Here is a 14,246-nt window from a genome sequence, read left to right as displayed (position 1 = left end):
TTATGAGTCCTGAACGCTATGCGCGGATTTGTGAAATGCTCGCGACCCGGCAGCCGGATTTGACGGTCTGCCTGGAGCAAGTGCACAAACCGCATAACGTCTCCGCCATTATCCGCACCGCCGACGCCGTCGGCGTGCATCAGGTCCACGCCGTGTGGCCCACCACCCGCATGCGCACCCTGGTTTCCTCCGCCGCCGGCAGCAACAGCTGGGTCAGCGTCAAGACCCATCGCACCATCGGCGACGCGGTCGGCCACCTGAAAGCGCAGGGCATGCAAATTCTGGCCACCAACCTGTCTGCGCGCGCGGTCGATTTCCGCGAGGTGGACTACACCCGGCCAACCTGCGTGCTGCTCGGCCAGGAAAAAACCGGCATCACCGAAGAAGCGCTGGCGCTCGCCGATCAAGACATCGTCATTCCGATGATCGGCATGGTGCAATCGCTCAACGTCTCCGTGGCTTCGGCGCTGATCCTGTATGAGGCGCAGCGCCAGCGGCAAAACGCCGGCCTGTATCGCCGCGACAACAGCATGCTGGACGAAGAAGAGCAGCAGCGTCTGCTGTTCGAAGGCGGCTATCCGGTGCTGGCCAACGTGGCCAAGCGCAAGGGGCTGCCGCGTCCGCAGATCGACGAACAGGGCCAGGTGGTCGCCAGCGCCGAATGGTGGGCGGCCATGCAGGCGACGGTGCGCAAATGAAAGGCCGCCTGCTGGATGCTGTCCCACTCACCACGCTTTCCGGGGTTGGCGCCAGCCAGGCGGGCAAACTGGCCAAGCTTGGCCTCGACACCATTCAGGATCTGCTGCTGCACCTGCCGCTGCGCTACGAAGACCGCACCCGCCTCTACCCGATCAACGATCTGCTGCCGGGCATCTACGCCACGGTAGAAGGGGAAGTGCTGCGCAGCGACATCAGCTTCGGCCGCCGTCGCATGCTGACCTGCCAGATCAGCGACGGTACCGGCATCCTCACCATGCGGTTCTTCAATTTCAACGCCGCAATGAAGAACAGCCTGGCCACCGGCCGCCGCGTGACCGCCTACGGCGAGATCAAACGCGGCAACCACGGCGCGGAGATCATTCATCCGGAATACCGTATTCAGGGCGAAGCCAGCGAGGTCGAGCTGCAGGAGTCGCTGACGCCGGTCTACCCCACCACCGAAGGGGTGCGGCAAGCCACGCTGCGCAAGCTGACCGATCAGGCGCTGGCGCTGCTGGATACCTGCGCCATCGCCGAACTGCTGCCGCCGGAGTTGAGCGGCGGCCTGATGAGCCTGCCGCAGGCGCTGCACACCCTGCACCGCCCGCCGCCGGACATTCAGCTGGCGGATCTGGAGCTGGGCAAACACCCGGCGCAAAAACGCCTGATCCTCGAAGAGCTGCTGGCGCATAACCTCAGCATGCTGGCGGTGCGCGCCGGCGCCCAGAGTTATCAGGCGCAGCCGCTGCTGCCGGACGATCGGCTGAAAAACCGTTTTCTCGCCCAGCTGCCGTTCTCGCCGACCGGCGCGCAAACGCGCGTGGTGGCCGACATCGAAGCCGACATGCAAAAAGACTTCCCGATGATGCGGCTGGTGCAGGGCGACGTCGGCTCCGGCAAAACGCTGGTGGCGGCGCTGGCGGCGCTGCGCGCCATCGCGCACGGCAAGCAGGTGGCGCTGATGGCGCCGACCGAGCTGCTGGCCGAGCAGCACGCCAACAATTTCCGCCAGTGGTTCGAGCCGCTGGGGCTGGAAGTCGGCTGGCTGGCGGGCAAACAAAAAGGCAAGGCGCGCATCGCGCAGCAGGAAGCCATCGCCAGCGGCCAGGTATCGATGGTGGTCGGCACCCACGCCATCTTCCAGGAGCAGGTGCAGTTCAACGGCCTGGCATTGGTGATTATCGATGAGCAGCACCGCTTCGGGGTGCATCAGCGGCTGGCGCTGTGGGAGAAAGGCGAAGAGCAAGGCTTCCACGCCCATCAGCTGATCATGACCGCCACGCCGATCCCGCGCACGCTGGCAATGACCGCCTACGCCGATCTCGATACCTCGGTTATCGACGAGCTGCCGCCGGGCCGTACGCCGGTGACCACCGTGGCCATTCCCGATACCCGCCGCGCCGACATCATTCAACGGGTGAAAAGCGCCTGTCTGGAAGAGGGGCGACAGGCTTACTGGGTGTGCACGCTGATCGAAGAGTCCGAACTGCTGGAAGCGCAGGCGGCGGAAGCCACCTGGGAAGAATTGAAAACCGCGCTGCCGGAGCTGAAGGTGGCGCTGGTGCACGGTCGCATGAAAGCGCAGGAAAAGCAGGCGGTGATGCAGGCGTTTAAACAGGGCGAGCTGCAGCTGTTGGTCGCCACCACGGTGATCGAAGTCGGTGTCGACGTGCCGAACGCCAGCCTGATGATCATCGAAAACCCGGAGCGGCTGGGCCTGGCGCAGCTACACCAGCTGCGCGGCCGCGTAGGACGCGGCGCCGTGGCTTCACACTGCGTGCTGCTGTACAAAACGCCGCTGAGCAAAACCGCGCAAACGCGCCTGCAGGTGCTGCGCGACAGCAACGACGGCTTCGTCATCGCCCAGCGCGATCTGGAGATCCGCGGCCCGGGCGAGCTGCTGGGCACCCGCCAGACCGGCAGCGCCGAATTCAAGGTGGCGGATCTGTTGCGCGACCAGGCGATGATCCCCGAAGTGCAACGCGTCGCTCGCCATCTCCATCAGCACTACCCGGAACACGCCCAGGCGCTGATCGAACGCTGGCTGCCGGAGAAGGCGCGCTACTCCAACGCATAAAAAAGGGCGCCGCAGGCGCCCTTCTCATGATGACTCGCGATATCACCCCACCGCCGGGAACACCGGCAGCAGCAGATACAGCTTGATAACGATGGCGTTGGCGATATCGATAAAGAACGCTCCCACCATCGGCACCACCAGAAACGCCAGATGCGACGGGCCGAAGCGATCGGTGATCGCTTGCATGTTGGCGATCGCCGTCGGCGTGGCGCCCATGCCGAAGCCGCAGTGGCCGGCGGCCAGCACCGCCGCATCGTAGTTCTTGCCCATCACCCGGTAGGTGACGAAGATCGCGTACAGCGCCATCACCAGCGTCTGTACGGCCAGGATCGCCAGCATCGGCAGCGCCAGCGAAGCCAGCTCCCACAGGCGCAGGCTCATCAACGCCATCGCCAGGAACAGCGACAGGCTGACGTTGCCCAGCACCGATACCGCCCGCTCGAACACGGTATAGAAACCGGTGAAGGCCAGCGTGTTGCTGAGGATCACCCCGACGAACAGCACGCAAACGAAGTTAGGCAGTTCAAACACCGTACCGCTCAGCAGACCGGCAATCAGTTGCCCCAGGCTCAAACAAATGGCGATCATAGCGATGGTTTCAATCATCACCAGCGAGGTGATCAGGCGGCCACTTTCCGGCTTCTCGAAGCCGCTCGGCTGCACGCTGTCTTCCGGCGTGCCTTCCGGCGTAGAGGAGTGTTTAACCAGATAGCGCGCCACCGGGCCGCCGATCAGGCCGCCCAGCACCAGGCCGAAGGTGGCGCAGGCCATGGCGACTTCCGTCGCGTTTTCAAAGCCGTAGCGCTCGATGAACAGCTTGCTCCAGGCCGCCCCGGTGCCGTGGCCGCCCGACAGGGTGATCGAACCGGCGATCAGGCCCATCAACGGATCCAGCCCCAGCATTTTCGCCATGCCGATGCCGATGGCGTTCTGCACCAGCAGCAGCCCCAACACCACGAACAGGAATACCATCAGCGCTTTGCCGCCGGCGCGCAACCGCGCCAGGTTGGCGTTCAGGCCGATAGTGGCGAAGAAGGCCAGCATCAGCGGATCCTTCAACGACATGTCAAAGCTGATTTCCCAGTTGGCGAATTTTTTCAGGACTAACAGCAGGAGGGCCACCAGCAAACCGCCGGCGACGGGAGCGGGAATGGTATATTTTCGCAGCAGAGGAATGCTTCTGACGCACTTGCCCCCAAGGAGCAAAACCAGCGTCGCCGCGACTAACGTGCCATAAGTATCAAGATGAAACATCCAGGTACTCCATGTAAGGGAAAAGATCCAAATAAAAATAATAAGTTATAGAAAACCACGTAGTTTTTAAACTTGATGAGTGCAGGATTAGAAGTAAAAAACGCTGAGATGACAAGAAAAAATGAATGAAAATGCGACATAAACGGGAAAGTCGGCAACATAATATTTAGGCGCAACCGTTTGCTTTTGCGGGGCGGCGCATTAAAATGCCTGCTTTGCCGTATCTGGAAACGCCACACCATGAGCATGTCATCCTCCGAGCTTGATGCCGCACGCCAAACCGCCTCTGAACCCCGCGCCAGCGAACTGATTTATCGCCTCGAAGACCGCCCGCCGCTGCCACAAACGCTGTTTGCCGCCGGCCAGCACCTGTTGGCGATGTTCGTTGCGGTGATCACTCCGGCGCTGTTGATCTGCCAGGCGCTGGGTCTGCCGGCGCAGGATACCCAACACATCATCAGCATGTCGCTGTTCGCTTCCGGTCTGGCTTCCATTCTGCAAATCAAAACCTGGGGGCCGGTGGGCTCCGGGCTGCTGTCGATTCAGGGCACCAGCTTCAACTTCGTTTCGCCATTGATCATGGGCGGCCTGGCGCTGAAAAACGGCGGCGCCGACGTGCCGACCATGATGGCCGCGCTGTTCGGCACCCTGATGGTCGCCTCCTGCACCGAAATTTTGCTGTCGCGCGTGCTGCATCTGGCGCGCCGCATCATCACCCCGCTGGTTTCCGGCATCGTGGTGATGATCATCGGCCTGTCGCTGATTCAGGTCGGCCTGACCTCGATCGGCGGCGGCTATGCCGCGATGAACGACCACAGCTTCGGCTCGCCGAAAAACCTGCTGCTGGCCGGCGCGGTGCTGGTGGTCATCATCCTGCTGAACCGCCAGCGCAACCCTTACCTGCGCGTCGCTTCGCTGGTGATCGCCATGGCGGTCGGCTACCTGCTGGCCTGGGCGATGGACATGTTGCCCGCCGACGCTCCGGCGGCGCCGACGGTGGCGATTACCATTCCAACGCCGCTCTATTACGGCCTGGGCTTCGACTGGAATCTGTTGCTGCCGCTGATGCTGATCTTTATGGTCACCTCGCTGGAAACCATCGGCGACATCACCGCCACCTCTGACGTCTCCGAACAACCGGTCAGCGGGCCGCTGTACATGAAGCGTCTGAAAGGGGGCGTACTGGCCAACGGCCTGAACTCGATGCTGTCGGCGGTGTTCAACACCTTCCCCAACTCCTGCTTCGGCCAGAACAACGGCGTGATCCAGCTGACCGGCGTCGCCAGCCGCTACGTCGGCTTCGTGGTGGCGCTGATGCTGATCGCGCTGGGGCTGTTCCCGGCGGTGGCCGGCTTCGTGCAGCACATCCCCGAGCCGGTACTGGGCGGCGCGACCATCGTGATGTTCGGCACCATCGCCGCCTCCGGCGTGCGCATCGTGTCGCGCGAACGCCTGAACCGGCGCGCTATCATGATCATGGCGCTGTCGCTGGCCGTCGGCATGGGCGTCTCCCAGCAGCCGCTGATCCTGCAGTTCGCGCCGGACTGGCTGAAAACCCTGCTCTCTTCCGGTATCGCCGCCGGCGGCATTACCGCCATCGTGCTGAACCTGGTGTTCCCGCAGGAACACGAGAAAAAGTAACCCGCCCATTGGCGTTCAAACGGCCGCTTGCGGCCGTTTTTTATTGTCTATCAGACCATTGCCCTTGAGATGCCCGGCCAATTGCGGCATAAACAGGGTATCTTTTTTGACCGATGCGGATGTAGACGATGAAATTTATCGGAAAGCTGTTGCTGACGTTGCTGCTGCTGATCGTGCTGGCGGTGGTGGTGCTGTATCTGGTGGGGCAAACCCGCTGGGCGGCAGGCCGTCTGAGCGCCTGGATCAGCGACAACAGCGAATACCGCCTGTCGATAGGAAAAATCACCCACTCGTGGAATCAGCCGGGCCAGATCGGTCTGGAAGACGTGCAGCTGGCGCGCAGCGGCCAACCTCAGGCGCTGGTCGCCAAACGCGTCGATCTCGGCCTCAGCCTGCGCCAAATCACCGAACCGCGCTATTTTTACAGCGTCACGCTGCGCGACGGCACGCTGAACGTGCAGCCACAGGCTGCTGCGCTGCCCGTACAGGCCGACGTGCTGCAACTGAGCAACATGGCGCTGCAGTCCAACGATAGCGAGTGGCAGCTCAACGCGCAGCAGGTCAATGCCGGCATCACGCCGTGGCGCCCGCTGGCCGGCCATCTGCTGGGGGACAACAACCAGTTCCAGTTCAGCGCCGGTTCGATGACGCTGAACGGCATCCCCGCCTCGAAGGTGTTGGTGCAGGGGGAGCAAAAACAGGGCCAGTTGCTGTTGAACAACTTCGGCGCCGATCTGGCGCAGGGCGACCTGACCGGCGTGGCCAGCCGCGCCACCGACGGCAGCTGGCAGGTGGATCGCCTGCGGCTGAGCGGCGTGCGCATGCAGACCCCGATGACGTTGGCGGAATTCATGCGGCGCTTCACCACTCTGCCGCCGGTCACCCTCAAGCGTTTCGATCTGATCGATGCGCGCCTGGAAGGCAAGGCGTGGGCGGTTAACGATCTCGACCTGTCGCTGCAAAACGTCAGCGTCGAAAAAGGCGACTGGCGCAGTGAAGACGGCTCGCTCAACTTCAACGCCAGCGACGTGGTCAACGGCGGTTTCCACCTGATCGATCCGATCGCCACCCTGCGGCTCTCTTCCGCCGGCATCGCCATTCAGCAGTTCACCACCCGCTGGGAAGGCGGGCTGCTACGCACCTCCGGCAACTGGCTGCGCGCCGGCAAACGCCTGCAACTGGATGAAGTGGCCATGGCGGCGCTGGAGTACACCCTGCCGATCGACTGGCGCGAGATGTGGCTGAAACCGCTGCCGGACTGGCTGGCGGAGGTGTACGTCACCAAGCTGACCACCAACCGCAATCTGATTATCGATATCAACCCGGCATTCCCGTTCCAGATCACCGCGCTGGACGGTTACGGCAGCAACCTGCTGCTGGCGCGCGACCACCAGTGGGGCATTTGGTCCGGTTCGCTGAACCTGAACGGCAGCGAGGCCACCTTCAACAAAATCGACGTGCGACGCCCTTCGCTGGCGCTGAACGCCGACGCCAACCAGATCGCCGTCACCGAGCTCAGCGCCTTTATGCCCAATGGGTTGCTTGAGGCCAAAGCGACCGTCGATCAGCTGCCGGGCAAGCCGTTCCAGTTGACGCTGCACGGCCGTTCGGTACCGATCAACACCTTGCAGCAATGGGGATGGCAGCCGGTGCCGCTGACGGGAGACGGCAACCTCGAGCTGCAGTTGAAAGGGCTGCTGAACAGCGATGGGCCGTTCAAGGCCTCATTGAAAGGCAATCTGCAGGCCACCGCCGGCGACGGCCAAGCGGTGAACCAAAAACTGCCGTAGTGCACTGCGCGGCCCGCCCTCAGGGCAGGCCGCCGCCTTACTCCTCCAGCGCTTCAGAGCCGCCCTGATCCAACGGCACATCCGGCTCGGCTGGCAACACCATATAGGTGCCTTCGAACACTGCGCCCTTGTCCTCGTCACCGAACAGATGCACTTCGGCGTGTACGCGCGCGCGGCGGCCGCGCGCCAGACGCGCCAAATCGCCGCTCAGCGAGCCGAGATCCGCCACCGCCCGCGGCCTGCCGGTAATCGGTTTGCTGTAGCGAATGTGCGCGTCCGCCAGAATGATGGTGCCGCCCAGATGGCGCTCGCGCAGCAGCAGCCAAATCAGCCCCCAGGCGGTCAGCGTCGCCAGTGAGAACAGGCTGCCGGCAAACAGCGTATGGTGCGGATTCTGGTTGCCGATCTCCGGCATGGTGGTGACGAAGCGCTGGCCGGTGTATTGGCTGATGCGCACGCCCATCTTTTCGCTCAGCGGGATGTGTTCATACCAGGCCTGCTGCAATTGGCCGCACCAGTCGGGGCGATGCAGGATATCGTCCAGCGTCGCCACCGGTTTGATCATCAAAAAATGACGGATCGGGGTGGTCTGCGGCGCGGTGATCTCGCCCTGATTGACGAAGCCCAGCTTGGCGAAGAAATCCACCGCGTCTTCACGGGCGCTGCACACCACCCGCTTCACGCCTTCCTGCCGCGCGACCGACTCCAGCGTCATCGCCACCAGCGTCCCCAGCCCTTTATCCTGCAGCGTCGGATCTACCGCCAGAAAACGGATCGCCGCCTCGTTGTCGGCATTGATGTACAGCCGCCCGATGGCGACGATTTTACCGGCCTCGTCCACCACCATTTGGTGATGGGCCATGGCGTCATAGGCATCCTTTTCCGAACCCACCGGCTGGTGCAGCGGCTTGCGCAGCATTTCCCAGCGAAACTGGTAATACTCCTTCAGTTCTTGCTCTGTTACGGGTACTCGTAGGTGATACATAGACGCCTGTTCTCCGAATGCTTAGACCTGTAGCCAGAATGTCACCGGACCATCGTTGACCAGCGCCACCTGCATGTCGGCGGCGAACTCGCCGGTCTGGGTCTCTACGCCGCGTTCGCGGCACTGGCCAACAAAATATTGATACAACCGATCGGCGACCAAAGGCGCGGCGCCGCGCGAGAAGCTGGGCCGCATGCCCTTCTGGGTGTCCGCCGCCAGGGTAAACTGCGAAACGACCAGCACGCTGCCCCCGGCCTGCTGGACGTTGAGATTCATCTTGTCGTTCTCGTCGCCGAAAATGCGGTATCCCAATACGCGTTCGCACAGGCGCTGCGCTTTTTGCTCGTTATCGCCCTGCTCCACGCCCAATAACACTAACAAACCGGGGCCAATCTTGCCTACCGTCTCGCCACCTACCGTGACGCTGGCGTTTAACACCCGTTGAATCAACGCAATCATTCCTGCTGCCCTTCTGGTTTTTGTTCCTGTTGCTCCGCCTTCTGCCGACGGTAGTCGCGGTATTCGCCGATGGTCACGGTGATTTCCGCGCCGAGTAACACGATACACCAGCTCCAGTAGACCCACAGGAATAAAATCGGGATCACCGCCAGCACGCCGTAAATCAGCTGATAGGAGGGGAACATGGTGACGTACAGCGCGAATCCCTTCTTGCCCAGTTCGAACAGCAATCCGGCCACCACCGCGCCAATCAGCGCGTCTTTGGGCGGCACGCGCACCGTCGGCACGATGCAATACAGCAGCCAGAAGGAGGTGCACGACAAAATCAGCGGAAAGATGCGCAGCACCTGATCCACCAGGCCGTTGACGCCGGTCTGCGCCAGCCAGTTGAGCGACAGCAGGTAGGAACTGATGGCCATGCTGGCGCCCACCAGCAGCGGCCCCAGCGTCAGCACCATCCAGTACACGGCGAAGGAGAAGACGATCGGCCGTTTGTTCTTGCTGCGCCAGATGGTGTTCAGCACGCTGTCCACCGAGGAGATCAACAGCAACGCGGTAACGATCAGCCCGCAGGTGCCGACGGCGGTCATCTTGTTGGAATTGGCGACGAACTGTTCCAGGTAGTTCTGGATCACGTTGCCGGCGGCCGGCACGAAATTGGAAAAGATAAAGCTCTTCAGCTGTTCGCTGATGTCGGAAAACATCGGGAAAGCGGCGAACAGCGCGAACACCACGGTGACCAGCGGCACCAGCGACAGCAGGGAAACGTAGGCGAGATGGCCCGCCAACATCGTCAGGCCATCGTGGTCGATGCGTTGGTACAGCAGCCGTCCGAAGGTGACGCTTGGCTTAATCGCAGAAGGCAGCTTCTTGCGGCGGAAAAACGACATGGTCACTCCTTGATGTCCGTTGATACGCCTTAAGCTTAACGCGCCCTGCGCTCATTGAGCAAAATAGGCCGGCACCACGTCGCGATCGGTGACGTGCACCGTCTTGATCCCCAGCGCCTGCGCGGCGAGGACGTTCGCCGGGTGATCGTCAAAGAACACCACGTCGGCGGCGGCGGTGTTTTCCGCAGCCAGCACATGCCGGTAGATGTTGGCTTCCGGTTTGCGCATGCCGAGATCTTGCGACAAATAGAGATGATCGGCGGCGGCGGCCACTTCAGGATAGTGCTGCGGCCAGTAGTTGCAGTGCAGACGGTTGGTGTTCGACAGCACCACCACCCGGTGACCTTCGTTGCGCAGGCGCTGCATGATGTCGATCACCTCCGGGCGCAGCGCGACGAATACCGCCTGCCAACCGGTGGCGAACTGCTCAAAGCTGAGCGCGATGCCCATTTCATCGCACAGTTTGCCGGCGAAGTCTTCATCGCTGATTTCACCGCGCTCATGCTGCTGGAACACCTCACCCATGGTGAAACGATCGGACAACACCGCCAACGGCGTGCCGCTCAAATTGCTCCACACGCCCAGCACACGCTTGAAATCGATATCGACGATCACATTACCTAAATCAAAGATATACAGCATAGTCCTCTCCTGATGGGCCGGTGAGATTTCACTGTAGCGGGAAAAGGAACAGCTGAACAGGGAGCGAAAGGAAAAGCGCATAGCGCGCCGCACAAACGGGGAACAACAGAGGAAAAAACTCAGGGCGCGAGAGCCGCGCCCTAAGCATGAGACACTCAATCAGCGATTAAGCGTCTTTTGGACCGCGGCTGGCACGCTTACGATCGTTTTCCGTCAGGTGACGCTTACGGATACGGATCGAGGTTGGCGTCACTTCTACCAGTTCGTCGTCATCGATGAACTCCAGAGCTTGCTCCAGGGTCATTTTGATCGCCGGAACCAGCGTAGTCGCTTCGTCGGTACCGGAAGCACGCATGTTGGTCAGCTTCTTACCGGTCAGGCAGTTTACGGTCAGGTCGTTGGAACGTGAGTGAATACCGATGATCTGGCCTTCATACACTTCCGCACCGTGGCCCAGGAACAGCTTGCCGCGATCCTGCAGGCCGAACAGCGCGAACGCGACCGCTTTGCCCTGGCCGTTGGAGATCAGCACTCCGTTCTGACGCTGGCCCACTTCGCCCGGACGCACGTCGTCGTAGTGGCTGAAGGTGGAGTACAGCAGACCGGTACCCGAAGTCATTGTCATGAATTCGTTACGGAAGCCGATCAGACCGCGGCTTGGGATCACGTAGTCGAGACGCACGCGGCCCTTACCGTCCGGATCCATGTTTTTCAGGTCGGCTTTACGCTCACCCATCGCCTGCATCACGGAACCCTGATGCTGCTCTTCGATATCCAGCGTCACGTTCTCGAATGGCTCCTGCTTACGGCCATCGATTTCGCGGAAGATAACTTTCGGACGGGAAACCGCCAGCTCGAAACCTTCACGGCGCATGTTTTCGATCAGCACCGACAGGTGCAGCTCGCCACGACCGGATACGCGGAAGGCGTCAGCATCGTCGGTTTCTTCAACGCGCAGCGCCACGTTGTGCACCAGCTCTTTGTTCAGACGGTCAAGGATCTGACGCGACGTCACGTACTTACCTTCTTTACCGCAGAACGGCGAGGTGTTGACGTTGAAGAACATGGTTACGGTCGGTTCGTCGACGGACAGCGCCGGCAGCGCTTCTACGGCGTTGGTGTCGCAGATGGTGTCGGAGATGTTCAGCTCGCCCAGGCCGGTGATGGCGATGATGTCGCCCGCTTCCGCCAGGGTGCTGTCGATACGCTCCAGCCCCAGGTGACCCAGCACTTTACCCACTTTACCGTTGCGAGTTTTACCTTCGCTGTCGATGATGGTGACCTGCTGGTTCGGCTTCACTTTACCGCGCTTGATGCGGCCGATGCCGATAACGCCCAGGTAGTTGTTGTAGTCCAACTGGGAGATCTGCATCTGGAATGGCGCTTCCAGCTCAACCTGCGGCGCAGACACGTGGTCGACGATCGCCTGATACAGCGGGGTCATGTCTTCCGCCATGTCGGTGTGGTCGACGCCGGCGATGCCGTTCAGCGCAGAAGCGTAGATGATCGGGAAGTCGAGCTGCTCGTCGGTCGCGTCGAGATTTACGAACAGATCGAACACCTGATCCACAACCCAGTCAGGGCGTGCGCCAGGGCGGTCAACCTTGTTGATTACCACGATCGGCTTCAGACCGTTGGCGAACGCCTTTTTGGTCACGAAGCGGGTTTGCGGCATAGGGCCATCCATTGCATCCACAACCAGCAGCACCGAGTCAACCATCGACATCACGCGCTCTACCTCACCGCCGAAGTCGGCGTGTCCTGGGGTATCCACGATGTTGATGCGGTAACCATTCCAATTAATGGCGGTGTTTTTTGCGAGGATGGTAATCCCACGCTCTTTCTCCAAATCGTTGGAGTCCATTACGCGTTCGGTGGCTTCCGCACGCTCTCCGAAAGTACCGGATTGTTGCAGCAGCTTGTCAACCAGGGTGGTTTTACCATGGTCAACGTGGGCAATAATGGCGATGTTACGCAAATTTTCGATCACAGCTTTGCCTCGGGCATTAGAAATAGCGCGCTATTGTACACGTATTAAGCGAGGGACTAAACAAGATCACAACCATCTCTTATAAACAACCGCGTACCGGTCAGTTTGTGATCCCTTTCACGGTGCAAAAAGCCGCAATCGTTGCACTTTTGCACCATTTCAGTGCCCACCCCCACCCTTATTGCACCATAGCGGTGCAAATTATCGCTGATGGTGCATACTGTGTCTGGGTAAAACCCGCGCAGAAAGGCGATGAAAGCCTTTTTAAAAAGTTGGCACGCTTTTCGCTTTAGTCTTTTCAAGGCGAAAAAAAGCCAGTTCCACAGATTCGTTCCACGACGACGACAATGATAAACCGGGAGAGTTAAGTATGTCCGCTGAACACGTTTTGACGATGCTGAATGAGCATGAAGTGAAATTCGTAGACCTGCGTTTCACTGACACCAAGGGTAAGGAACAGCACGTGACTATCCCGGCTCATCAGGTAAACGCCGACTTCTTCGAAGAAGGCAAAATGTTTGACGGCTCCTCTATCGGTGGTTGGAAGGGCATCAACGAATCTGACATGGTACTGATGCCGGATGCCAGCACGGCGGTTCTGGATCCGTTCTTCGAAGAACCTACGCTGATCATTCGCTGCGACATTCTCGAGCCGGGCACCATGCAAGGCTACGATCGCGACCCGCGCTCCATCTCCAAACGCGCCGAAGACTTCCTGCGCTCCTCCGGCATCGCGGACACCGTGCTGTTCGGGCCAGAGCCTGAGTTCTTCCTGTTCGACGACATCCGCTTCGGCAGCAGCATCCGCGGTTCCCACGTGGCCATCGACGACATCGAAGGCGCCTGGAACTCCGGCACTCAATACGACGGCGGCAACAAAGGCCACCGTCCGGCGGTGAAAGGCGGTTATTTCCCGGTTCCACCGGTCGACTCTTCGCAGGATCTGCGTTCCACCATGTGTCTGACCATGGAAGAGATGGGCCTGGTGGTTGAAGCGCACCACCACGAAGTGGCGACCGCCGGTCAGAACGAAGTGGCGACCCGCTTCAACACCATGACCAAGAAAGCCGACGAAATTCAGATCTACAAGTACGTGGTGCACAACGTGGCGCACGCCTTCGGTAAAACCGCGACCTTCATGCCGAAACCCATGTTCGGCGACAACGGTTCCGGCATGCACTGCCACATGTCGCTGTCCAAGAACGGCACCAACCTGTTCGCCGGCGACAAATACGGCGGCCTGTCTGAAACCGCGCTGTTCTACATCGGCGGCATCATCAAGCACGCCAAGGCGATCAACGCGTTGGCAAACCCGACCACCAACTCGTACAAACGTCTGGTGCCGGGCTACGAAGCGCCGGTGATGCTGGCCTACTCCGCCCGTAACCGCTCCGCGTCCATCCGCATCCCGGTGGTCGCCAGCCCGAAAGCGCGCCGCATCGAAGCCCGCTTCCCGGATCCGGCGGCTAACCCATACCTGTGCTTCGCCGCACTGCTGATGGCCGGCCTGGACGGCATCATCAACAAGATCCACCCTGGCGACGCCATGGACAAAAACCTGTACGACCTGCCGCCGGAAGAAGAAGCCGAGATCCCAAAAGTGGCCGGCTCGCTGGACGAGGCGATGGCCGCGCTGAACGAAGACCGCGAGTTCCTGACCCGCGGCGGCGTGTTCACCGACGATGCGATCGATGCCTACATCGAACTGCGCAAAGAAGAGATGGACCGCGTTCGCATGACGCCACACCCGGTCGAGTTCGAACTGTACTACAGCGTCTAAGCCCTACCCGCGCCGTCTGCTAAGGCGGACGGCGCCCAC

Annotated in this window: 11 protein-coding genes; 5 read left to right on the top strand and 6 right to left on the bottom strand. The window is 60.9% G+C overall.

Features of this window, described 5'->3' with window-relative positions; genetic code table 11:
* The first annotated feature begins 2 nt into the window (after positions 1 to 2).
* Both trmH and recG read left to right on the top strand, forming a co-directional pair.
* Positions 3 to 698 carry a tRNA (guanosine(18)-2'-O)-methyltransferase TrmH gene (gene trmH / locus HWW83_RS22650; RefSeq protein ID WP_004931227.1) on the top strand — a complete coding sequence of 232 codons (696 nt, stop codon included), beginning with the start codon at positions 3 to 5 and terminating at the stop codon, positions 696 to 698.
* Positions 695 to 2,776, top strand: a complete 2,082-nt coding sequence (gene recG / locus HWW83_RS22645) for an ATP-dependent DNA helicase RecG (protein WP_176589566.1) — start codon at positions 695 to 697, stop codon at positions 2,774 to 2,776. Before trmH ends, recG begins: the two co-directional genes overlap by 4 nt.
* Before the next feature lie 42 nt (positions 2,777 to 2,818).
* On the opposite strand, the gene gltS is transcribed toward recG, so the two are convergent.
* Positions 2,819 to 4,030: a sodium/glutamate symporter gene (gltS, locus tag HWW83_RS22640; RefSeq protein ID WP_033645177.1), complete on the bottom strand. Its 1,212-nt coding sequence runs from the start codon at positions 4,028 to 4,030 to the stop codon at positions 2,819 to 2,821.
* Between the two features lie 240 nt (positions 4,031 to 4,270).
* Here gltS and HWW83_RS22635 point away from each other — a divergent pair, with 240 nt between their 5' ends.
* Complete coding sequence (locus HWW83_RS22635; RefSeq protein WP_176589565.1) at positions 4,271 to 5,671, top strand: nucleobase:cation symporter-2 family protein; 1,401 nt, start codon at positions 4,271 to 4,273, stop codon at positions 5,669 to 5,671.
* 128 nt (positions 5,672 to 5,799) lie between these two features.
* The gene (locus HWW83_RS22630; protein ID WP_176589564.1) at positions 5,800 to 7,461 is read left to right on the top strand and encodes an AsmA family protein; all 1,662 of its coding nucleotides are present in this window, start codon (positions 5,800 to 5,802) and stop codon (positions 7,459 to 7,461) included.
* 37 nt (positions 7,462 to 7,498) lie between these two features.
* On the opposite strand, the gene fabY is transcribed toward HWW83_RS22630, so the two are convergent.
* From fabY to typA, 5 genes are all read right to left on the bottom strand, one after another.
* Positions 7,499 to 8,446: a fatty acid biosynthesis protein FabY gene (gene fabY, locus HWW83_RS22625; RefSeq protein WP_004931235.1), complete on the bottom strand. Its 948-nt coding sequence runs from the start codon at positions 8,444 to 8,446 to the stop codon at positions 7,499 to 7,501.
* 21 nt (positions 8,447 to 8,467) lie between these two features.
* Entirely contained in the window at positions 8,468 to 8,905 is a 438-nt protein-coding gene (gene dtd, locus HWW83_RS22620; protein ID WP_016929644.1) for a D-aminoacyl-tRNA deacylase, read from the bottom strand.
* On the bottom strand, positions 8,902 to 9,795 hold the full coding sequence (locus HWW83_RS22615) for a virulence factor BrkB family protein (protein WP_033652264.1): 894 nt from the start codon (positions 9,793 to 9,795) through the stop codon (positions 8,902 to 8,904). Before HWW83_RS22615 ends, dtd begins: the two co-directional genes overlap by 4 nt.
* Before the next feature lie 51 nt (positions 9,796 to 9,846).
* Positions 9,847 to 10,437: a glucose-1-phosphatase gene (gene yihX, locus HWW83_RS22610; RefSeq protein WP_160204693.1), complete on the bottom strand. Its 591-nt coding sequence runs from the start codon at positions 10,435 to 10,437 to the stop codon at positions 9,847 to 9,849.
* Between the two features lie 166 nt (positions 10,438 to 10,603).
* On the bottom strand, positions 10,604 to 12,427 hold the full coding sequence (gene typA, locus HWW83_RS22605; RefSeq protein ID WP_004931243.1) for a ribosome-dependent GTPase TypA: 1,824 nt from the start codon (positions 12,425 to 12,427) through the stop codon (positions 10,604 to 10,606).
* A gap of 370 nt (positions 12,428 to 12,797) precedes the next feature.
* On the opposite strand from typA, the gene glnA reads away from it, so the two are divergent.
* Positions 12,798 to 14,207, top strand: a complete 1,410-nt coding sequence (gene glnA, locus HWW83_RS22600) for a glutamate--ammonia ligase (RefSeq protein WP_033645173.1) — start codon at positions 12,798 to 12,800, stop codon at positions 14,205 to 14,207.
* Positions 14,208 to 14,246 lie beyond the last annotated feature (39 nt).

Origin of the sequence: Serratia ureilytica (assembly GCF_013375155.1) — a bacterium.
Lineage (GTDB): Bacteria > Pseudomonadota > Gammaproteobacteria > Enterobacterales > Enterobacteriaceae > Serratia > Serratia ureilytica.
Note: the sequence above shows the minus strand (reverse complement) of the source record. Positions and strands in the feature narration are given on the sequence as shown.

Excerpts from the sequence above, each read along its gene's own strand:
- trmH (WP_004931227.1), top strand. The coding sequence starts at position 3 with ATGAGTCCTGAACGCTATGCGCGGATTTGTGAAATGCTCGCGACCCGG.
- recG (WP_176589566.1), top strand. The coding sequence starts at position 695 with ATGAAAGGCCGCCTGCTGGATGCTGTCCCACTCACCACGCTTTCCGGG.
- gltS (WP_033645177.1), bottom strand. The coding sequence starts at position 4,030 with ATGTTTCATCTTGATACTTATGGCACGTTAGTCGCGGCGACGCTGGTT.
- HWW83_RS22635 (WP_176589565.1), top strand. The coding sequence starts at position 4,271 with ATGAGCATGTCATCCTCCGAGCTTGATGCCGCACGCCAAACCGCCTCT.
- HWW83_RS22630 (WP_176589564.1), top strand. The coding sequence starts at position 5,800 with ATGAAATTTATCGGAAAGCTGTTGCTGACGTTGCTGCTGCTGATCGTG.
- fabY (WP_004931235.1), bottom strand. The coding sequence starts at position 8,446 with ATGTATCACCTACGAGTACCCGTAACAGAGCAAGAACTGAAGGAGTAT.
- dtd (WP_016929644.1), bottom strand. The coding sequence starts at position 8,905 with ATGATTGCGTTGATTCAACGGGTGTTAAACGCCAGCGTCACGGTAGGT.
- HWW83_RS22615 (WP_033652264.1), bottom strand. The coding sequence starts at position 9,795 with ATGTCGTTTTTCCGCCGCAAGAAGCTGCCTTCTGCGATTAAGCCAAGC.
- yihX (WP_160204693.1), bottom strand. The coding sequence starts at position 10,437 with ATGCTGTATATCTTTGATTTAGGTAATGTGATCGTCGATATCGATTTC.
- glnA (WP_033645173.1), top strand. The coding sequence starts at position 12,798 with ATGTCCGCTGAACACGTTTTGACGATGCTGAATGAGCATGAAGTGAAA.